The organism is Xanthobacter sp. DMC47 (assembly GCF_056313845.1).
In genome coordinates, this window is record NZ_JBQUZM010000001.1 from 1,085,093 (window position 1) to 1,106,526 (window position 21,434).

The 21,434-nt window shown below is 69.0% G+C and carries 13 protein-coding genes and 2 tRNA genes; 3 read left to right on the top strand and 12 right to left on the bottom strand.

Going from position 1 to position 21,434, the window contains the following annotated elements; translation table 11 throughout:
• Positions 1–21 precede the first annotated feature (21 nt).
• Positions 22–1,896, bottom strand: coding sequence for a tetratricopeptide repeat protein (locus ACT54R_RS05070; protein ID WP_476324227.1), 1,875 nt, complete (start codon positions 1,894–1,896; stop codon positions 22–24).
• Positions 1,897–2,161: 265 nt separating this feature from the next.
• Here ACT54R_RS05070 and aptA point away from each other — a divergent pair, with 265 nt between their 5' ends.
• Complete coding sequence (aptA, locus tag ACT54R_RS05075; protein WP_476324228.1) at positions 2,162–3,517, top strand: omega-aminotransferase AptA; 1,356 nt, start codon at positions 2,162–2,164, stop codon at positions 3,515–3,517.
• Positions 3,518–3,764: 247 nt separating this feature from the next.
• Here the strand turns inward: aptA and ACT54R_RS05080 are convergent, their stop codons facing one another.
• Together ACT54R_RS05080 and ACT54R_RS05085 are read right to left on the bottom strand one after the other, a co-directional pair.
• Positions 3,765–3,917 carry a DUF3309 family protein gene (locus ACT54R_RS05080; protein ID WP_168460109.1) on the bottom strand — a complete coding sequence of 51 codons (153 nt, stop codon included), beginning with the start codon at positions 3,915–3,917 and terminating at the stop codon, positions 3,765–3,767.
• 127 nt (positions 3,918–4,044) lie between these two features.
• The gene (locus ACT54R_RS05085; protein ID WP_476324230.1) at positions 4,045–5,946 is read right to left on the bottom strand and encodes an aminopeptidase P family protein; all 1,902 of its coding nucleotides are present in this window, start codon (positions 5,944–5,946) and stop codon (positions 4,045–4,047) included.
• A gap of 130 nt (positions 5,947–6,076) precedes the next feature.
• On the opposite strand from ACT54R_RS05085, the gene ACT54R_RS05090 reads away from it, so the two are divergent.
• Positions 6,077–6,151, top strand: a tRNA-Gly gene (locus ACT54R_RS05090).
• 429 nt (positions 6,152–6,580) lie between these two features.
• On the opposite strand, the gene ACT54R_RS05095 is transcribed toward ACT54R_RS05090, so the two are convergent.
• The 4 genes from ACT54R_RS05095 to ACT54R_RS05110 form a co-directional block, all read right to left on the bottom strand.
• Positions 6,581–6,656 (bottom strand) — tRNA-Lys (locus ACT54R_RS05095).
• A 125-nt stretch (positions 6,657–6,781) separates the two neighbouring features.
• Positions 6,782–8,281 carry a tripartite tricarboxylate transporter permease gene (locus tag ACT54R_RS05100; RefSeq protein ID WP_168460260.1) on the bottom strand — a complete coding sequence of 500 codons (1,500 nt, stop codon included), beginning with the start codon at positions 8,279–8,281 and terminating at the stop codon, positions 6,782–6,784.
• Positions 8,282–8,291: 10 nt separating this feature from the next.
• Entirely contained in the window at positions 8,292–8,753 is a 462-nt protein-coding gene (locus ACT54R_RS05105) for a tripartite tricarboxylate transporter TctB family protein (protein WP_168460262.1), read from the bottom strand.
• Between the two features lie 192 nt (positions 8,754–8,945).
• Positions 8,946–9,920, bottom strand: a complete 975-nt coding sequence (locus tag ACT54R_RS05110; RefSeq protein ID WP_476326389.1) for a tripartite tricarboxylate transporter substrate binding protein BugD — start codon at positions 9,918–9,920, stop codon at positions 8,946–8,948.
• 264 nt (positions 9,921–10,184) lie between these two features.
• Here ACT54R_RS05110 and ACT54R_RS05115 point away from each other — a divergent pair, with 264 nt between their 5' ends.
• Positions 10,185–12,248, top strand: a complete 2,064-nt coding sequence (locus ACT54R_RS05115; protein ID WP_476324232.1) for a DUF6600 domain-containing protein — start codon at positions 10,185–10,187, stop codon at positions 12,246–12,248.
• 63 nt (positions 12,249–12,311) lie between these two features.
• Here ACT54R_RS05115 and ACT54R_RS05120 read toward each other — a convergent pair whose 3' ends face one another.
• The 5 genes from ACT54R_RS05120 to ACT54R_RS05140 all read right to left on the bottom strand — a co-directional run bounded on the left by ACT54R_RS05120 (position 12,312) and on the right by ACT54R_RS05140 (position 21,413).
• Positions 12,312–13,874 carry a 2-isopropylmalate synthase gene (locus ACT54R_RS05120; protein ID WP_476326391.1) on the bottom strand — a complete coding sequence of 521 codons (1,563 nt, stop codon included), beginning with the start codon at positions 13,872–13,874 and terminating at the stop codon, positions 12,312–12,314.
• 364 nt (positions 13,875–14,238) lie between these two features.
• Complete coding sequence (locus tag ACT54R_RS05125) at positions 14,239–16,503, bottom strand: TonB-dependent receptor (protein WP_476324234.1); 2,265 nt, start codon at positions 16,501–16,503, stop codon at positions 14,239–14,241.
• A 211-nt stretch (positions 16,504–16,714) separates the two neighbouring features.
• The gene (locus tag ACT54R_RS05130) at positions 16,715–17,131 is read right to left on the bottom strand and encodes a hypothetical protein (RefSeq protein WP_476324236.1); all 417 of its coding nucleotides are present in this window, start codon (positions 17,129–17,131) and stop codon (positions 16,715–16,717) included.
• A gap of 167 nt (positions 17,132–17,298) precedes the next feature.
• The gene (gene paaZ / locus ACT54R_RS05135) at positions 17,299–19,332 is read right to left on the bottom strand and encodes a phenylacetic acid degradation bifunctional protein PaaZ (RefSeq protein WP_476324238.1); all 2,034 of its coding nucleotides are present in this window, start codon (positions 19,330–19,332) and stop codon (positions 17,299–17,301) included.
• A complete protein-coding gene (locus ACT54R_RS05140; RefSeq protein ID WP_476324240.1) occupies positions 19,329–21,413 on the bottom strand; it encodes a 3-hydroxyacyl-CoA dehydrogenase NAD-binding domain-containing protein in 2,085 nt (694 codons plus the stop codon). The genes paaZ and ACT54R_RS05140 overlap by 4 nt, the downstream gene beginning before the upstream one ends.
• Between the last annotated feature and the right edge of the window lie 21 nt (positions 21,414–21,434).

The following is a 21,434-nucleotide window of genomic DNA, read 5'->3' on the forward strand; positions in this document are numbered from 1 at the left end:
CTATCAGGCCGGCCTGCCGTTTCACCCCCGCGGGGGCTTGCCCCCGCCGGCCTCGGCGGACAGGCCTGCGCTTTCCAGCGCCGCGAGCGCACGCGCGGCGTGATCCTTCGACGGCAGCAGGCGCGTCACCAGCCGGCGCACGCCATCCGCACCGTCGGAGGCCTGATGAACCATCAGGTTGACCACATCCCGCTCCTCGCTGTGGCGGCCGAGGGCGTGGAGGCTGAGCGCGAGCGCGATGCGGTTCTCCACCGTCGGATGGAGCGTCAGCTGGGGCAGCAGCGCCTGCGCCGCGATCAGGTCACCACGCAGGAAGGCGGCGAGCGCCAGATAGGAATCGCGGAACGGCGTGGCCACGGCGCCCTCGCGGCGGGCGTTGGCCAGCAGCGTCTCGCCCTCGGCGATCCGTCCGGCGCCGATGAACACCACGCCCACCGTGGCCGCCACATCGAAATCCAGCGGATTGAGGCGCAGGGCGCGCTCGGCGGTCGCCACCGCCTCGTCCGGCTCACCGGCAAAAAGCTGCACCAGGGCAAGCGCGCGGGCCGCATACGCGCTGGCCGGGGCCAGCTCGACGGCGCGCTCGGCCTCGTCGAGCATCACCTCAAGCTCGGCCTCGGAGGGGGCCGGGGTATCGTCGTGCAGAGTGCGCTGGAGCTGGGTCTCGGCCCGCACCGCATGGCCAAGCGCGAAGGCGGGATCGCGGCGGGTCAGTTCGGCGAGGCACTCGTCCACATTGATGCCGCGCGTCTCCTGCCGGGTCTCGGCCTTCATTTCCGGCCGCGTCTCCTGGCTGTCGCTGCGGCGCTGCGCGGCGGCGGCCGCCACGCAGCCATAGCCGGAGGCCGGTGCGCGGGCGAGGGCCTGGGAGCGGGCGCGCACCTGCACGACGCCGTAGCCTTCCATCACCGCGACGGCGACGTCGTGGATCACTCGCTGCTCGCTCTCCGCGAGCCTGCCGGCGCCCGCCAGCCCGTCCATCATGGTGGACCAGACGATGGAACCGTCGCAGCGATCCGTGAGACGCACGGCGAGCGAGAAGGTGCCATCCGGCCGCCCTTCGGCGAGGCCGGCGAGGGAGAAGACGGAACGCGGCACCTTGGCCGAGCAGGCTTCGGCGACGGCCCCCTCGTGAATGTCGGCCCCGGCCGCGCGCACCTGGGTGAAATCGAAGCGGGCGAAGGCATCACGCATCCGCTCCTCGATGGCGCGCAGCTCGGTGACGGGCGGCGCGCCGTCACCCGACGCCTCGAAGGTGCGGACCTCTACCAGTGGCAGCCGGATCCGGTCCGCTGTCGCAGAAGCCGATGCCGCATCATGCGGCGCCTTGATCTCGGAATTCCACAAGGCAAGGCCGATGCCCACGCTCACGACCACCGCGAGCCCGGCCGCCATGGCGGGGAGCAGCCGGCGGGGGCGGACGATCTCGGCCGACAGCTCGGCGGCTTCCGGAAGCGTGCCGGCCGCATCCACGTCAGCCGGTGCCGCGTCCTCCGGCCCCCGGCTCCGGAACTGGGGAACGTACCCCCCCTTCGGGACGTCGATGATGACCGGATCGTCGGCGCCGATGGTCGCGTAATATCGTTCCAGCGCGCGCCGCAGCCGGGTGGCTTCCACCCGCACGATGGGATCGGTCTGGGGATCGAAGGACGGCGGCCGCCCGAGGGCCTCCACCGCGATGGTGTAGCCTTTCAGCGCGTCCGCGCGCCCGTCCAGCGTCGATTCGACCACGAATCTCAGGAATGCGGCCAAGCGGGGCGAGGAGGCGAAATCGGCCGAGGCGAGGATGCGGTCGAGGGCGGAGCGCACGCCGGCCGCGGCGTCGACCGCATCGGTCACGCCTTCGGCAACGGCTTCCACCGCGCTCTCTTCGCCCGCATCTGCCGCGCTGCTCACCACGATACCGTCCTAACCTACGGTCACGACCTTTGTCGATCAGAACCCATGCACAAGCAAGAGGGCGGGATCATGGTGGCGCCGCTCCCAGCGGCAAGCGTCCATCCGCCGGTTCCCACCGGCAGTTCGGGCTGATAGCCTTGCCGCGACGCGACCGCACCCAAGGCCGCCGGCCGGCAGGTGCCGGAGGCGTGCGACCCGCACCGTGCGCGCTGGCGCGTTGCAATTTGGCGCCGAAAGACAAGGCGCGCGGGAGAGGACCATCATGGCTCTGGACGATCTGGTGACGGACGGCGTGCGCGCGGACAGCGTTCCGAACGACCTCGAAGCCTTCTGGATGCCGTTTACCTCCAACCGGTCGTTCAAGAAGCGGCCGCGTCTCGTGTCCCGCGCCAAGGACATGCACTATTACACGCCCGAGGGCCGCCCGATCCTCGATGGCTGCGCCGGCCTGTGGTGCGTAAACCCCGGCCACAACCGCGAGCCCATCGTCGAGGCGATCCGCGCCGGCGCCGCCGAGATGGATTTCGGCCCCACCTTCCAGTACGGCCACCCGAGCGCGTTCCGCCTCGCCACCAAGATCGCCGACCTCGCGCCCGGCGACCTCGACCATGTGTTCTTCTGCAACTCGGGCTCCGAGGCGGTAGACACGGCGCTGAAGATCGCCCTCGCCTATCAGCAGACCATCGGCCAGGGCACCCGCACCCGCCTCATCGGCCGCGAGCGGGGCTATCACGGCGTCGGGTTCGGCGGGATTTCGGTGGGCGGCATGGTGGCGAACCGCCGCACCTTCGGCACCATGCTTGCCGGTGTCGACCACCTGCGCACGACGTATGACCGGGAGAATCAGGCCTTCTCCAAGGGCGAGCCGGAGTATGGCGCACATTTCGCCGACGAGCTGGAGCGCATCGTTGGGTTGCATGATGCCTCCACCATCGCCGCCGTCATCGTCGAGCCCATGGGCGGCTCCACCGGTGTCCTGCCGCCGCCGAAGGGCTATCTCAAGCGCCTGCGCGAGATCTGCGACAAGTACGGCATCCTGCTCATCTTCGACGAGGTCATCACCGGCTACGGCCGCGTCGGCTATGCCTTCGCCGCCGAGCGCTACGGCGTGATCCCGGACATGATCTGCTTCGCCAAGGGCATCACGGCGGGCGCCGTGCCCATGGGCGGCGTCATTGCCCGCAAGCCGATCCACGACGCCTTCATGAAGGGGCCGGAGCACGTGGTGGAGCTGTTCCACGGTTACACCTACTCCGCACATCCGCTGGCCTGCGCCGCCGGCCTTGCAACGCTCGACCTCTACGCGAAGGAAAGCACCTTCACCCACGCGCTGGCGCTGGAGCCGTTCTTCGCCGATGCGGTGATGTCGCTGAAGGACAAGCCCGGCGTGCTCGACATCCGCACCGTGGGCATCACCGGCGCGGTGGATCTCGCCCCGCGCGCCGGCTCGCCCGGCCTGCGCGGCTACGAGGCGCTGGAGAAGGCCTTCCACGAGGAAGGCTTCATGATGCGCATCGCCGGCGACACGCTCGTCATCACCCCGCCCCTGATCATCACCAAGGAGCAGGTCGGCGAACTGGTGGAGAAGCTGGGACGGGTGATCGAGAAGACAGCCTGACGGCATTATCCCGGCGTCCGTCTCCTGTTGGAGCCGGACGCCGGCCACCCCTAGACGCAGCCTGGCCGCCGGTCTGCAGCGTGTGCAGCCGACGGCCAGTTGCGTACGGGCCGCGAAGCAGGGGCGTCAGGCTCGCGAGCCGCACGTTCGCGGTCCCCGTGTCAGAAGCATTGCGTTTTGAAGTTGAGGCTCAGGCCTCGTTCCGCAGGCGCGGCCGGCTCCGGCCGAAGCGGGAGCCGGCGTAGGACTAGAGCCGCCCCGTGAGCGCCAGCACGATCACAATGATCAGCAGCACGCCCACGATGCCGCCGGGTCCATACCCCCACCCGGAGCTGTAGCCCCACGTCGGCAGCGCGCCGACGAGCAGCAGCACGAGGATGATGATGAGGATCGTGGACATCAGCGGCCTCCCATTCGGTTAGACGGAGCCACGCTCCGCCTTGCGCATCTGGTAACGCGCACGAGGCCTTGCAGTTCCTTGTCTTGTGGAGGATCGCCCCAAGCGCGGCGGGCGACCCTGCCAACGCCTAGAGCGGCGCCGTGGCTCCGGCGAGCCAGTCCACGCTGCCCTCGTCCACCAACGGCGCGAGGGTCGCGCGCACTTCGGCATGGTAGGCATTCACCTGCGCTCGCTCGGTGTCGGTGAGGAGGCCGAGGTCGATGAGCCGCCGGTCGTAGGGCACGAGGGTGAGGGTCGAAAAACCGAAGCACGGCCGCTCCCCCGCTTCCACCGGGCGGTCCTCCACCAGGATCAGGTTCTCGATGCGGATGCCGTAGGCACCCGTGCGGTAGAAGCCCGGTTCGTTGGAGAGGATCATCCCCGCGGCCAGCGGCAGGTGGCCAAGCTGCGAAATGCGCGCCGGCCCTTCATGTACCGAGAGCCCCGCGCCGACCCCATGCCCGGTGCCGTGATCGAAATCGAGCCCGTTCTCCCACAGGAACTGCCGCGCCAAAGGATCGAGCTGGGCTCCGGTGATCCCCTTGGGAAACACTGCGCGGGTGAGGGCCAGATGGCCCTTCAGCACCAGCGTATAATGGCGGCGCATGTCCGCTGTCGGCGTGCCCACGGCGAGGGTGCGGGTGATGTCCGTGGTGCCGTCCGGATATTGCGCACCGGAGTCGAGGAGGAACAGCTCGCCCGGATGGATCGCCCGGTTGGTCTTGCGGGTGACGCGATAATGCACGATGGCGCCGTTCTCCCCAGCGCCCGCAATGGTCGGGAAGGAGATGTCGGTGAGGCAGCCCGTGGCGCGGCGGAACGTCTCCAGCGCCTCCACCGCGTCGATCTCGGTGAGCTTGCCGGTGGGGGCCTCGCGGTCGAACCACGCGAGGAAGCGCACCAGCGCCGCGCCGTCGCGCACATGGGCCGCGCGCATACCCGCGATCTCGGCCGGGTTCTTCGAGGCCTTGATGAGGGAGATGGGGTCGGCACCCTTGTCGGCGATGCCACCCGCCGTCTCGATGAGGGTGGCGAGGCGCACCGGCGCGGTGGCCTGATCGACGCGGATGCGCCCACCCTTCCCGGCGTCCTTGCCCTCCCCCTTGGCGAAGGCTGCGAGCACGCGGTCGAGGTCGCCGACGCCACGCAGGCGCGCATGCCCCGCGAGGGCGGCGCGCACCTCATGGGAGAGCTTCAACGCATCGAGGAACAGGTCCGGGAGCCCCTCGCGGGGCACGATGCACCAGGCGAGCGGCAGCGGCGTGTGCGCGACGTCTCCGCCACGCATGTTGAACAGCCAGGCCGCCCCATGCGGATCGGAGACAAGCACGCCGTCGAGCTTCTCCTCGGCGAGCTTTTCCTGGACCCGCCGGAGCTTGGTGGCGGTGTCCTCGCCCGCAACGGAAAGGTCGAGCAGGCGCACCGGCTCACGCGGCGGAGCGGGCCGGTCGTGCCAGATGGGATCGAAGGGATCGGCCTCCAGCGGGGCGAGGATGCCGCCCGCCGCCGCCACCGCCTTCACCAGCCGCTCGCGGCCGTCGATGGTGGTCCGCCAGGGGTCGAAACCGAGCCGGGCGCCGCGCGGCAGATGGCCCTCGATCCACTTGTCCGGCCGCGTCTGCGACAGCGGAACCACGGTGAAGGCCGCATCATCCACCTGCGCCGGGGCCTGTAGCGTGTAGCGCCCGTCGACGAACAATGCGGCCTCAGTCGGCAGCACCACGCAGGTGCCAGCCGAGCCGGTGAAGCCGGTCAGGTAGGCAAGGCGCTCTTCGCACGCCGGCACATATTCGTTCTGGTGCGCATCCGCGCGCGGGATTACGTAGCCGTCGAAACCGAGGCGCGCCAGCTCCGCCCTGAGCGCCGCCAGCCGCGCCGGCCCCTCGGCGCCATCGGCGAGATCGTCGAAGGTCTGGAAATGCGCCTTGAAGGGAGCATGGCCATGGGATGCGGGATGAACAGCGGAATGGGCAGAAGACGGGGACGTCATGGGCGGGGCGCCGGGCAATCGTTGAAATCCCGCCGACCATAGGAGCCCCGCCGGACGACGGCAACGCAGTGGGTATTTCGCCAAACGCCCTTGAAGGCGCCCCCCGCCTCCGATTATGGTCTGCGCCTGCGCGGGCGTAGTTCAGTGGTAGAACGACAGCTTCCCAAGCTGTATGTCGTGGGTTCGATTCCCATCGCCCGCTCCAGTTTCGCGAGCTGTGACAAGAGCTTGTCGGCTTGCAGTCGAACAAGGCTCAGCCCGTCGCGTTCCCCTTTGCCTTGACCGCTTGTTCCGCCGAGCCGCCTCTCTTCGCGGTCCAATCGGGCTATCCCAGATCGCCCCAAAAGCCTCGCGCCGCGTCCTGGAGCTTCACAGGCGATCCGCCCGCGAGCGGGGGTATGGCGGCGGCTTCGTGCCGCGCTTGTGCGCCGGCAGCAGCGGCGCGGATCCTGCTGGGCGCCCACATTGACGGGAGCCCTCGCCGGAGCCCGCCATGCTCTTCGGCGCGGCTGGAAGAGCGGAGAGACCGCTTTCGGTGCAGCAAGCAAGATTAATGAGAATGACCGCACATGGTGCGGAAGACGTCTCACGTCCGAACGTGAAACGATGAAGTCCACCCAAATCCGGGATTTGATGGTGGGCGCACTAGGGCTCGAACCTAGGACCCGCTGATTAAGAGTCAGCTGCTCTACCAACTGAGCTATGCGCCCGTCCGGGGTGGCCCCCGAAGGAGGCGTTCGTGTAGCAAATGAGTTTCGGGCTGGCAAGGGCCTCGGGCGGCGCGGCGGCGAAGATTTCCACAGGTCTTCCCGCCGCCGCGTCGCCGCTTGGGGATTTACTCCTTGAAGGCCTCCTCGCGGCCCTTCTGCACGGAGGGCAGCAGCACCACCACCAGCGCGGCCAGAGCGAGCAGCAGCAGCACGGCGGAGATGGGGCGGGTGACGAACACGGTGGGATCGCCGCGCGAGATCAGCATGGCCCGGCGCAGGTATTCCTCCAGCATGGGGCCGATGACAAAGCCCAGCAGCAGCGGCGCGGGCTCGCAATCGAGCTTCACCAGCGCGTAGCCGAGCAGGCCGAACAACGCCATGGTGTACACGTCGAACGTGTTGTTGTTCACACTGTACACGCCGATGCAGCAGAACGCGATGATGGCCGGGAACATCACGTGATAGGGCACGGTGAGCAGGCGCACCCACATGCCGATGAGCGGCAGGTTCAGCAGCACCAGCATGAAGTTGCCCACCCACATGGAGGCGATGACGCCCCAGAACAGGTCCGGCTTCTCGGTCACCACGTTGGGGCCCGGCGTGATGCCCTGGATGATGAGGGCGCCGATCATCAGCGCCATCACCGGGTTGGAGGGAATGCCCAGCGTGAGCATGGGGATGAAGGAGGTCTGCGCGCCGGCGTTGTTGGCGCTCTCCGGCCCCGCCACGCCCTCGATGGCGCCGCGGCCGAACTCGCGCGGGTTCTTCGAGATCTTCTTCTCGATGGAATACGAGGCGAAGGAGGAGAGCATCGCCCCGCCACCCGGCAGGATGCCGAGAAAGGAGCCGATCACCGTGCCACGCAGGACGGGCGCGATGATCCGCTTGAACTCCTCCTTGGTGAGCATCAGGCTCTTCACCTTGGCCGCGACAAGCGAGCGCTGGTGCTCGTCCTCGAGGTTGCGGATGATCTCGCTGATGCCGAACATGCCCATGGCCAGCGCGACGAAGTCGAAGCCGTCGGAGAGTTCCTGCAGATCGAAGGTGAAGCGCGGCGTGCCGGTGTAGATGTCCTGCCCGGAGAGGCCGAGGATCAGCCCCAGCACGATCATGGCGATGGCCTTCACCACCGAGCCCGACGCCAGCGTGACCGAGGCGATGAGGCCGAGCACCATCAGGGAGAAATATTCGGGCGGCCCGAACTGCAGCGCGAGGTTGGCGAGCGGCGGCGCGAACAGCGCAAGCAGGAAGGTCGCCACCGAGCCGGCGAAGAAGGAGCCCAGCGCCGCCGTGGCGAGCGCCGCACCGGCCCGGCCCTTGCGGGCCATCTGGTGGCCGTCGATGGCGGTGACCACCGACGAGGATTCGCCCGGCAGGTTGATGAGGATGGCCGTGGTGGAGCCGCCGTACTGCGCGCCGTAATAGATGCCGGCGAGCATGATGAGCGCGGACACCGGCGGCAGGCCGAAGGTGAGCGGCAGCAGCATGGCGATGGTCGCCACCGGGCCGAGGCCCGGCAGCACGCCGATCAGCGTGCCGAGCAGCGCGCCAACGAAGCAATAGAAGACATTCTGCAGCGACAGGGCGACCGAGAAGCCAAGGGCGAGGTTGTCGAGAAGGTCCATGGGCGCCTCCTCAATATCCGCCGAGCCACGGGCCGATGATGGGTATGGGCAGGCCAAGCCCCTTGATGAAGACGGCCCAGGCGAAGATCACCATCACCGCGGTATTCAGCAGAGCCGTCCGGAAGGTGAACAGGCGCGAGGCCAGCGCCGAGACGAACACCGAGATGCCGAGGGCGGGCAGGAAGCCGAGGGGCCGCACGCCGAAGCCGAAGAACACCACCGCGCCGGTGATGACGAGCACCGCGCGCCAGGCGATGCCGCTTGGCATCTCGCCGGGAAAACGCAGGCCGTTGATGAGGATGATGAGCCCCAGCAGGCCGAGGAGCGCCGAGAGCACGAGCGGGAAGTAGCCCGGCCCCATGCGCACGGCGGTGCCCATGGGCAGGTCCTGCGTCTGCCAGCCGAACAGGAGCCCGAGGGCGATGAAGAGGAGGCCCGACAGGACGTCCTTCGGATTGCGGATGATGTTCATGTCCCCCCTCGATGCCGGCGCGTTCTGGGTGCGCTCTGGCAGTTGGCCTGCTGTGTGAAAGCACGCGCGGCTGGCTCCGGCCGCGCGGGTGTCTTTGGAGAGGACGCGCCGGCGTCGGTGTCGCCGGCCAATGTCAGCCAGCGTCGCGGCGGCGTCCGGCGACCGCGACGCTTGTTGCAGACGTGTGGGCCGTCAGTCGGCGTAGACGCCGGCGCCCTGGATCACCGGCTTCCACTTGGCGATCTCGGCGATGACGAAATCCTTGTGGAAGGCCGGGCTGCGGCGGTCCTTGGGCTCCGGCTCGGTGCCGAGGTCGGCGAAGCGCGCGACGACCTTCGGGTCGTTGAGCGCGACGTCGAGGGCGGCGTTGAGCTTGTCGACGATGGCCTTGGGCGTGCCCTTGGGGGCGTAGATGCCGTGCCACACCGCCACTTCGAAGTCCTTGAGGCCGCTCTCCTGCATGGTGGGCAGGTCCGGGAGCGACTTCACGTGGTCCTTGGTGGTGACGGCATAGGCCTTCACCTTGCCGCCCTTGATCTGGCCGGTGGTGTTGGTGGTCTGATCGCACATCAGATCGATCTGGCCGCCGACGAGGTCGTTCATGGCCGGACCCGTGCCCTGATAGGGAACGGTGGTCATCTGCGTGCCGATCGCGGACATAAACAGCATGCCGCACAGATGCGAGGCGGAGCCGACGCCGGCATTGCCGTAGGTCACCTTGTCCTTGTTCGCCTTCACGAACTCCACGGCATCGGCCATGGTCGTCGGGGCGAAGCCGGGCTTGGCGATCATGGTCATGGGCACGGCGGTCACGAGGCCCACGGCCTCGAAATCCGTCGCCGGGTTGTACGGCAGCTTGCGATAGAGCGTTGCCGCGGTGGCCTGGCCGATGTGGTGGAGCAGGATGGTGTAGCCATCGGGCGCGGCCTTCGCCACCTGGCCCGCGCCACGGGTGCCGCCAGCGCCACCCACATTCTCCACGATGACCTGCTGGCCCAGCGTCTTCGACATGGACTCCGCGACGAGGCGCGCCACCGTGTCGGTCGGGCCGCCGGCCGCGAAGGGGACCACCATGGTGATCGGCCGCGTGGGATAGTCCTGCGCTTTCGCCGTCGCCGTGAATCCGATCGCCGCGGCAAGCGCGAGGGCGGCCGAGAGCATTCGCATGGGCATGTCCTCCTCCAGGGATCCTTCAGCGTCCCTTTCCTATCCTTTTGAAGGTCGCACGCGCCCTTGCGTCAAGTCCCAATTGCCTCAACGTTACTGGCACCATGGCACCGCGTCCGCTGCCGAGGTGCCACCTTCTGGTCGCACCAATGCCAAGCCTCCTTCCTCAACCCCATGTCCGGCCTTGGCTTTTCGAGACGTGTCGGAAGAGGAACCAGCCGTCCCGCCGCAGGTTCTCAAAGGACGATCTCGAAAGGAGACGCCATGAGAATCTCGCCCTCGCCCCTCAGCCGGGCCTTGCTCTCCACCGTGGCGCTGGCGCTCGCGGTTCCCGCCGTCGCTTCGCTGGCCGTTGCGACGCCGGCAGCCGCGCAGCAGGCGCAGAAACGGACCCAGGGCCAGCCCCAGCAGTCCGGCCGGGAGCGAGTGGACATCAACATCTTCTACGAGCCGCTGGCCGAGCACGGCAGCTGGGTGCGCCACCCCGATTATGACTACGTTTTCGTGCCCTCCGGCCTCGATGCCTCGTGGCGGCCCTATCAGGAGGGTCGCTGGCTGTGGACCGACGATTACGGCTGGTACTGGGATTCGGCGGAGCCCTTCGCATGGGCGACCTACCACTATGGCCGCTGGGGCTATGAGCCGGCCTATGGCTGGTATTGGGTCCCGGGCGACACTTGGGCTCCGGCCTGGGTGACCTGGCGTCGCGGCGGCGGCAACACCGGCTGGGCGCCGATCGCCCCCGATTCCCGTGGGTACGCCTATGGCGCGCCGCGGGTCATGGACCCGCCTGTGGCGGAAAGCTGGGTGTTCGTGGAGGACCGCTACCTCGCGGCGCCGGAGCTGGCACTCCACGTGGCGCCCATCGCGCAGATCGCCGTATGGCTGTCGCGGGACAATCCGCGCGTCTACCAGCCGGTGTACCGTGACGGCGTGGTGATGACCCGGTTCGTCGACCGTCGCGAATTCGATTCGGTGGTGCAGGGGGGCATCCCCTCGCGCCGCGTGGTGTTCGTGGACAATTACCGCGACGAGTTCGACGACCGCGGCGGTTACGTGGGCATCTACGGCCCGCGGGTCGCCCGCGCCAACCGCGTGCCGCCGCCGCCGCGCTTCGAGCGGGAGATTCCCCAGGACCGGCGCATTCTGGTGCGCAACTATGTGGGCGAGCGGGTGCCCGGCCTCGCCGCGCCCTCGGCGGCACTGCTCTCGGTCATCGACGACAACCAGCGCCGCCAGCTCCGCGAGCAGCGCTGGTCCGGCAACAACCGCGCCTATGAGCGCGAGATCGAGCAGTTGCGCGAACGCCAGCGTGATCGCCTCCAGCAGACGGTGCAGGATGCCAACCGCGATGCCAAGGAACTGCAGGAGAAGCGCCTGGAAGCCATCAAGGCGCGCAACGAGAAGCTGCAGCAGCGGGTGGAGCAGCGGCAGGAGCGGGCGCAGCAGGTGATCGACAAGATCCGTCAGGAGCGGCCGAACGCCGTGCCGGCCCGCGCCACCGGCGACAATCGTCCCGGTGGCCCCAATGCCCGACCCGGCGCGCCCATGCCGCCGCCCGGCCCGGGCGAGGCCGCGCGCCCGGGCGCGCCCGGTACGCCGCAGCGCAATCCCGATGCACCGACGACCCCGCCGGACCGCACGCCGCCCAATGCAGCGCGCCCCGACACCCCCCGCAGCGGCCAGCCGGAGCGCAGCGAGCGTCAGGCGGAGCCGGACCGCGCCCGACAGCCGGACACGCCGCCCGCCGCCAATCCCGCCGAGCGCAAGGACCGTCAGGCCCAGCCCGATCAGGGCCGCCAGCCGGAGACGCCGCCCAACCGGCCGGCCAATCCCTCCCAGTCCCGGCCCGACGGCAACGCCCGGCCGGAGCAGAACGGCTCGCCGAACCGTCCGCCGGTGCCCACCGGTCCGGACCGCGGGCGGGAGGAACGTCCGTCCCCCGGCCAGATGGACCAGCCGAAGAACGCCCCCTCCCCCCGCGCCGAGCGCGAGCGGCCCGAGCGCGCGACGCCGCCGGAGCGGCCCAGCCCGGATCGCCCCCGCCCCGCCGAACGGGCGGCGACGCCGGAGCGCGCGGCCCCCGAGCGTCCCGCGCCGCAGCGGGCCGCGCCGGCCGAGCGACCGGCCAATCGGGCGCAGAGCGATGGTCCGGCACGCGAGCCGGCCGCTGCCGCCGCCCGTGAGCGCGCCCAGCCCGGCCCGACGCCGGGAGGCGCCGCCGCCGCCCGTCCCGGCCCGGCCGCCCCGGCTGCACGGCCCGGTGGCACGGCTGGCCCGGGAGGTGCCGCTGGCGGACCGGGCGGCGACGGACCCGGCCGCAACTGACGCTGCAACGAAAAAGGCCGCCCTCCTGGGCGGCCTTCTTCATGAGACAGGCTGAGGCGGGCTTCAGCCCACCGCGCTCTGGGCGTTCACGCTCTGGCGCTTCATCTGGAGTTTGTTGAGCGCCGTGATGTAGGCCTGCGCGGAGGCGACCAGCGTGTCCGGATTGGCTGCGCGGGCGGTCACCACCTTGCCGTTCTCCTCGAGACGCACCGAGACCTCGGCCTGCGCGTCCGTGCCCTCGGTGACGGCGTGGACCTGATAGAGGTCGAGCTTGGCCTGATGCGGCACCAACGCCTTGATGGCGTTGAAGGTGGCATCCACCGGGCCGTTACCCTCGGCCTCCTCGGTCTTCACCTCGCCGTCCACGGAGAGGCGCATGGTGGCGCGCTGCGGACCGTGGGTGCCGGCGATGACCGACAGGGAGAGCAGCTTGATACGGTCGTGGGAGAGGGCGATCTCCTGGTCCACCAGCGCCTCGATATCCTCGTCGTAGACCACCTTCTTGCGGTCGGCGAGATCCTTGAAGCGGGCGAATGCATCGTTGAGGGCGTTCTCGCCCAACTCGTAGCCGAGCGTCTTCAGCTTGTCGCGGAAGGCGGCGCGGCCGGAATGCTTGCCCATGACCAGCGAGGTCTTGGTGACGCCCACGCTCTCGGGGGTCATGATCTCGTAGGTCTGGTTGTTCTTCAGCATCCCGTCCTGATGGATGCCGCTCTCGTGGGCGAAGGCATTACGGCCCACGATGGCCTTGTTGTACTGCACCGGGAAGGAGGTCACCGCCGATACGAGCTTGGACGCGCGGGTGAGCGCATGGGTGTTCACGCTCGTCTGGTAGGGCAGCACGTCGCGCCGCACCGACAGCGCCATCACCACCTCTTCCAGCGCCGCATTGCCCGCGCGTTCGCCGATGCCGTTGATGGTACATTCGATCTGACGCGCGCCGCCTTCGAGGCCCGCCAGCGAGTTGGCCACCGCGAGGCCGAGGTCGTTGTGGCAGTGGACGGAGAAGATCGCCTTGTCCGCGTTCGGCACCTTCTCGCGCATGGTGCGGAACATGGTGCGGTATTCGTCGGGCGTGGCGTAGCCCACCGTGTCGGGCAGATTGATGGTGGTGGCGCCGCACTTGATGGCCATCTCCACGCAGCGGGCGAGATAGTCGAGCGGGGTGCGGGTTGCGTCCATGGCCGACCACTCCACGTCCTCCACCAGGTTGCGGGCCTGGGTGACGGTGGCGGCGATGATCTCCAGCACCTCCTCCTGCGACTTGCGCATCTGGTGCTCCAGATGGATCGGCGAGGTGGAGACGAAGGTGTGGATGCGGCCGCGGCGGGCATGGCGCACCGCCTCGCCGCAGCGGGCGATGTCGCCGGGGATGGCGCGGGCGAGACCGGCGATGGTCGCATTCTTGGCGCGGCGGGCGATCTCCGCCACGCTCTCGAAATCGCCGATGGAGGCGATGGGGAAGCCTGCCTCGATGACGTCCACGCCCATCTCGTCGAGCAGAGCAGCGACCTCCAGCTTCTCCTCGAAGGTCATGGAGGCGCCGGGGCACTGCTCGCCGTCGCGCAGGGTGGTGTCGAAGATCACGACGCGGTCGTTGGCGCCGACGGTGGCATTGGCAGTCATGAGCATGGTCCTTCTCGCGTCCGGCGCGGCCCGTCTGGCGGGGATATGTTGTCCGGATCATAAGCCGAAACGAGCGCCGGGTCTTCAAGCCCGGCGGCGGCGTGTCCCCTGAGTGCCCAGGCGCGAGCCCGGCCGGCCCTCAGGGGCGGCTAAGGAGAAGAAGCGCGCGCAGAATAAGAGCGTTGCCCGGAACCTTGATGGTCCGGGGCTGAGAGGCGGCGGTCTTGGTCGTGCGGGACGACACGGGGGCGCTCTGCTCTTCGCTCACGAGTACGGGATGCCGCTCTTAGCCGAACCGGCTGGCGGAAGCAAGGCCCGGGGGTGGGAGGGGTCGGGGACGCCACCACGCGGCGCCCCCGTTTTCTCAGAACGTGTAGGTCACGCGCGTGTTGAACGAGCGGCCCATGCCGGCGACCGGGAAGCCCCATGCCGCAGACGTCCCCATCATCGACGAGACCTGGTAGTTCACGAGGTTCGCGCCGCCGAGGGGCAGGTTGTAGTTGGTGTCCAGGATGTTCTCGACCCCGAAGTCGAAGCGGAACTGCTGCCACTCGTAGCTGGTGCGGAAGTTGAGCAGCGCGTAGGCCGAGGTCTCCAGCTCGTTCCGCACCTGGCTCACCAGCACCTTGGCCGCCACCATCTGCAGCTCGAGGCTGTTGGTCCAGCTGCCGAGCTTGTGGTCCACCGCGATGACACCGTTCAGCGGCATCATGTGGTAAAGGTTCACGCCGTCGGTGCGCTGGCCCTGCACGAAGTTCAGGTTGCCGCGGAACACGCCCTGCCCCCAGGCGAGGTCGTTCCACAGCTCCATCTTGCCGTCGATGTTCACGCCATAGAGCCACGCGTCGTGGTTGGCGAACTGCAGGAAGACGAAATTGTTGGTGACGTAGGCATTGTTGGGCTGGCTGGCGAGGCAGCCCGCCAGCAGGCAGCGGTCGGCGTCGATGTAGTTCACCACATAGCTGTAGTACGGCGAGACGCGCAGCTCCCAGGCGTTGCGCACCGGATCGTGCCAGGTGGCAGTGAAGCTCGCGGTGTGGGCCGCCTCCGGCTTGAGGTCCAGATTGCCCACGTAGCCGTTGCCGTCGCCGAACCAGCCGATCATGTCCATGGCCATGGCGTTGGTGGACCAGGCATAGCGCTCGTAGAAATTCGGCGAGCGGGTCTTCCGGGCGAGGCCGAACTCGTAGGTGCTGGCGGCGTTTGCGTCGTAGCGCAGGATGGCCGAGGCATCGACGTTGAAGTCGGTGCGGGCGTGGCTCTGGGCGTTGAAGAGCGCGGCATCGAGGCCGTACATCATGTCGTTGTAGCCATGGACGTCGCCGGTGTTCATCCACACCACGTCGTTGCGCACGCCCAGCACGGCGGTCCAGCGGTCGTCGATGCGCCGCTCCCACTCGCCATAGATGCCGGCGCGCAGCTTCTGGCCGTTGTTGATGCTCTGGAAGGTGTCCGGTCCCATCATCATGGAGCCCGCCACAGGCGGCCACCAGTCATCGAGATTGTTGTAGTAAAGCTCGTTGCCGATCCGCAGCGTATCGCGGGCGGAGAGCGCCAGCGTGCCCTTCAGCGAATAGCCGATGTCGGTCGCCTTGGTGTCCATAGGCATGTCGCCGGTCTTGTCCGGCGCGATGAAGCCCATGGTGTGGCGGATCTGGTTGGCGAAGACATTGCCTTCCAGCTGGCCCCAGTCGAACTCGCCGAGATAGCGGCCGAAGGCATTGAGGCTCTTGTTCTCCACGAGGTCCATATACTGGTTGGGATAGCCCTCGTAGGGAATGAACTGGCCGCCGATGCCCACCGTGAACAGCTGGTCGGCGACCTTCTTCGAGATGGTCAGCGCGTGGTTCTGCGTCTCATACATGGTGGACTTGATGGTGGTGCCGTCGCCCGCCACATAGTCGCTCGCCTTGGCCCAGCCGCCGGTATAGGTCACGCTGGTGTCGGAATTGGACACGGTGGCCGTGGCGTCGACGCCGTAGCTGTTGTTGTTGCTCCGATAGTAGCCGGAGACGCTGCCCGAGACGGTGAGTTGCTCGCCCTCGGTGAACTTCGGGGGCGCCACCGTCACGTTCACCCGCGCGCCCGTGTAGTCGCCGCCGACGCTCACCGGTGCGGTGGCGGTATAGACCTTCACGTTGGCGATCATCGCCGGATTGACGAAGGAAAAAGGCGGATTCATCTGGTTCGGGCAGGCGATGCCGAACAGCATGCCATTGACCGCGACCTGGACCCGGTCCGCCCCCATGCCGTTCACCGCCGGCAGGCTGGAGACCCCGCCCGCGCCCCAGGCCGCGCCCCCGGGGATGCGGCTGAGCAGCGAGCCCGAATCGCTGGTCCACAGCGTCGCGGCCTGCGCCTCGCTGCCGGAGATGAGCGCGATGTCCGCCGGGGAGAAGTTGCTGGAATCGGCGCCGGCACCCGAGGCCGTCGCCGCCGGTGCGGTGGCCCGCACGGTCACGGGCGGGAGTTCGGTGGACGGCTGCGGGCCGGTCTGCGCCATGGCGGGCGCAATGAACGCAGGCATCAGGACCAGCGCGAGCGCGGACGGCGCGAACAGGGCGGTGCTGCGCGCGAAAGTGCCGCGCAGCCGGGACAGGGTCCCGGCGGAAAGAATGGGGGATGGCATTTGCGTGTCCTCGCGCTCGCAGGCCGGCGGGATGAGGCGCGGCAGAGCGGACGGGTCTTGGTTCGGCAGGCATTGGCCGCGCCGGCGCACGTCATTCGGCCCGCCGTGGGGGCTGACCGAATGAGACGTCCCCGATATTAGGCGGAGTACGCGACGGGCCGTGGGACAGCGCGCCCGGCCCACACCGCGTCAGCGGCGAGACCGGACGACTTCAGCCCGCCGCGGGCGGCGCGCGCGCCCGGAAGGCGCTCAGGACATGGGCGGGAAGCGGCTTGGACGGCGCGCCGAAATCAAGCCGGAGCGCGCCGGTGAGCGGCGCGGCGTGTGGCACCGGAGGCGGCGGTGGAAGGGCGGGAAGATCCGCCCGTGCAAGGCAGGCCTGGCAATGGCGATGCTGCGCCGGGGCGCCGTCATGTCCGCCATCTGAATTCGCGCCGGAGGCGGCCGCGCTGATGCACAGCTCCGGGTCCATGCCGATGGGCATCGACCCGAGGGCGAAGCCGGTGAGCAGTGCCTGCAGGACGAGCACATAGGCGACAGCCCAGCCGGCAACACGCGCCGCGACCCGGCCCGCGGCCCTTTCGGCCACGTGTCGTGCGAATGCGTTGATGCCCCTGCGTCCAGCCATATGCCGCTCCCGCCACAGGAGTACCATTCCTCACGGGAATGTGTAACGGCGGAATGGGCTGCCGACCTAGCGGAAGGCAGCGGGGACGCACGGTCCGCCAACACTGTTGCAAACTTGCCGCAGATTTCGCTTGGTCGGGCGGCGCCAAAGGGTAGCGCCGCCCTAAATCAGATACGGCTGCTCATGGTCAGCAGCTCGTAGCGGGCCACGGTGTCGCCATCCTGGTTGAACACTTCCGCATCCCAGCGCACCTCGCCGTATTCCGGCTTGCGGGCGGGCTGCTTGTTCTTGACCGTCAGCCGCACGCGGATGGCATCCCCCGGCGAGACGGGCTTCAGGAAGCGCAGCGAATCGAGCCCGTAATTGGCGAGCAGCGGCCCCGGCGCCGGATCGACGAACAGGCCGGCCGCGAACGACAGGATGAGGTAGCCGTGCGCCACACGGCCGGGGAAGAAGGGGTTCGCCTTCGCCGCCTCCTCATCCATGTGGGCATAGAACGTATCGCCGGTGAAATGGGCGAAGTGCTCGATGTCCTCCAGCGTGATGGTGCGGGAGGCCGTCTCCACCGTGTCGCCCACGCTGAGCGCATCGAACTTGCGCTTGAAGGGATGCTCCGGCCTGACCGGCGCGGGCGCGCCGGAAAGCCAGGTGCGCGTCAGGGCAGAGAGGCGGGCGGGCGAACCCTCGATGGCGGTGCGCTGCATGTAATGGAACACGCCGCGCAGGCCGCCCATCTCCTCGCCGCCGCCGGCCCGGCCCGGACCACCATGGACGAGACCGGGGAGCGGCGAACCGTGGCCGGTGGATTCCTTGGCGCAGTCCCGGTCGATCAGCACGAGGCGGCCATGATGGGCAGCGATGCCGAACACCAGTTCCTCCGCCACCGCCGGATCATAAGTGTAGACCGACGCGACAAGGCTGCCCTCGCCCTTGGCCACCAGCGCGAGCGCATCGGAGAGCGTGTTATAGCCCATCACGGTTGCGACGGGGCCAAACGCTTCCACCGCATGGGGCGCCGTGGCCTTGAGCGGTTCGGGGCAGCGCAGCAGCACCGGTGCCATGAAGGCGCCGGTGGCGGCATCCGCGCCCACCGGCGCGACAGTCTCGGGATCGCCGAACACGATCTCCGCCTCGGCCGCGATCTCCTTCACCGCCTGCTGCGTGGCGGTGCGCTGGGCGCGGCTGGCGAGCGGGCCCATGCGCACGTCGTCGCGGCGCGGGTCGCCCACGGCGATGGCGGCGAGACGGGCGGAGAGTGCCGCGATCACCGCGTTTTCCTGCGCCTTCGGCACGATGATGCGGCGGATGGCGGTGCACTTCTGGCCCGCCTTCACCGTCATCTCGCGCACCACCTCAGCGATGAAGAGGTCGAACTCGGGCATGCCCTCCACCGCGTCCGGCCCGAGCACGGCGGCATTGAGCGAATCCCGCTCGGCGATGAAGCGCACCGCGTTGCGCGAGACCGCCGGATGGTCGCGCAGGGCCTGCGACGTCGCGGCCGAGCCGGTGAAGGAGAGCACGTCCTGTCCGGTGAGATGATCGAGCAGGTCGCCCGCCGATCCGGCGACGAACTGCAGCGCCCCCGCCGGCAGGATGTTCGCCTCGACGATCAGCTTCACCACCGCCTCGGCCACATAGGCCGTGGCGGTGGCCGGCTTGGTGATGACCGGCATGCCCGCGAGGATCGCCGGAGCCAGTTTCTCCAGCATGCCCCAGCAGGGGAAGTTGAAGGCGTTCACATGCACCGCGACGCCGTGGAGCGGGGTCAGCACATGAAGGCCGATGAAGGTGCCGTTCTTCGACAGGGCCTCCGGCGCGCCTTCCACCACGAAGCGCTCGCCCGGCAGTTCCCGCCGCCCGCGCGAGGCGTAGGCGTAGAGGGTGCCGATGCCGCCGTCGATGTCGAAGAAATTGTCCCTCTTGGTGGCGCCAGTGTCGGCCGCGAGCGCGTAGAGGGCCTCCTTGTGGGCGGTGAGATGGGCGCCGAGCGCCTTCAGCATGTCGGCGCGCTGATGGAAGGTGAGGCGCCGAAGCGCGGGCCCGCCCACCTCGCGGGCATGGCGCACCATGGCCGCGAAATCGAGCCCGCGGGTGGAAGCCCGCGCCACCACGCGCCCGTCGATGGCGCTCGGAATGTCCACCAGTCCCGCCTCAGGCGTGAACCAGCGGTCGAGGGTGTAGCTAGCGAGAATGTTGGTCATTGGGTCCCTCCCTTGGGAGCGCCGGCCTTCTGCCAGTCTGCGAATGTCTTGCCCTCGGCCGCGAGCCGGATGAGGAGCGGAGCGGGGTCGGAGCCGGCGCCGCCGGTGGCGTGGGCGGCTCCGACTTCGGCGCGGATGGTGGGAAGGCCAAGGGCGTCGGCGGCGTGCATGGGGCCGCCTTTGAGGCGCGGGAAGCCGTAGCCGTTGACGAAGGCGAGGTCGATGTCGGAGGGCCGCAGCGCGATGCCCTCGGCGAGTTCCTTCGCGCCTTCGTTGGCCATCACCGCCAGAAGCCGGAGTTGAATCTGCTCTTGGGTGAAGGATTTCGGCTGGATGCCCTTGGCGGCGCGGGCCTGCTCGATGATCTGCGTGACGGCCGGATCGGTGGTGCGGTTGCCCGCCGCGTCGTAGGCGTACCAGCCGCCACTGGTCTTGCGACCGAGCCGCCCCGCCTCCACCAGAGCATCGGCGATGGACACGTAGCGCTCGTTCGGGTCCCGCGTCGCCGCCCGGCGCTTGCGCATGGCATAGGCGATGTCGAGGCCCGACATGTCCGACACCGCGAAGATGCCCATGGCGAAGCCGAACGCCTCCAGCGCCGCATCCACCTGTTCGGGCGTGGCGCCATCCTCCACCAGATATTCCGCATGGCGGCGGTAGACCGCATAGATGCGGTTGCCGATGAAGCCATCGCAATTGCCCGCCACGACGGGCTGCTTGCCCATCCGCTTCGCCAAGGCGAGGGCGGTCGCCAGCACATCCGGCGCCGTGTGGGTGGCTTTGACCACCTCCAGCAGCTTCATGATGTTGGCCGGGGCGAAGAAATGCAGGCCCACCACGTCCTGCGGCCGGGAGGTCGCGGCGGCGATGGCGTCGAGGTCGAGATAGGAGGTGTTGGTGGCCAGCACCGCGCCTGGCTTCGCGACTTGGTCGAGGCGGCGGAAGATGTCGGTCTTCACGGCCATGTCCTCGAACGCGGCTTCGACGATCAGGTCGGCCGGTGCCAGCGCGGCGTAGTCGGAGGCGGGGGTAAGGCGGGCGAGGCGCTCGGCCTTCTGTGCCTCGGTGATCCGGCTGCTCTTCACCTGGCGGGCATAGAGCACGTCGATGCGCGCCACGCCAGCCGCAGCGGCGGCATCATCGCGCTCCACCAGGATCACCGGATATCCCGCATCCAGCAGTGCGACAGCGATGCCCGCGCCCATGGTGCCGGCGCCGATGACGGCGGTGGAGGCGACCGACCGCGCTCTCGCCCCCTCCAGCCCCGGCACCTTCACCGCCTCGCGCTCGGCGAGGAAGAGGTGGCGCAGGGCTTTCGCTTCCGCGCTCTCGCGCAGGGCGAGGAAGGCCGCGCGCTCCAAAGCAAGTCCAGACGTGAAATCGGCCTCCCGTGATGCCTTGATGACGCGGATCGCCTCGGCGATGGCCGGCACGCCCTTCGCGCCCTTCAGGGCCTTGGAAGCCGCGGCTTCCTCCTCCGCCGGATCGCCAGCCGGGACCGGCATCCCCGAGAGCCGGCGCTTCGCCACCGTCGGCGCGCGGGCGATGGCCTCAGTGAGGAGGTCGCCCTCCACCACCTGATCGATGAGGCCCAGGGCCAGCGCCTCGCCGGCCTTCAGCACCCGGCCCTCGCAGACGAGGCCAATGGCCTGCGCGACCCCGACCAGCCGCACCAGCCTCTGGGTGCCGCCCGCGCCGGGGATGATGCCGAGCCGGGTCTCGGTGAGGCCCACCAGCGCCTTCGCCGACCCGAGCCTCAGATCGCACGCCAGCGCGATCTCGCAGCCGCCACCCAGCGCCGCGCCATCCAGCGCCGCAACCACGGGCTTGCTGCAGGCATCGATCGCGCCCACCACCTCGGGCAGGAAGGGCTCGTCCGGCGGCAGCGCCATCTCCTTGAGGTCCGCCCCGGCGATGAACCGTCCCGCCCCGCCGCTCAGCACGAGCGCCGACACCGACGCATCCGCCTCCAGCCCCCGCACCGCATCCAGCAGCCCCTGACGCACGCCGCGGGACAGCGCGTTCACCGGCGCATGGTCGATGTGAACCACCGCAACAGCGCCGTGGCGGGTGATCGTCATGGGAGAAGCCTGCGCACCCAC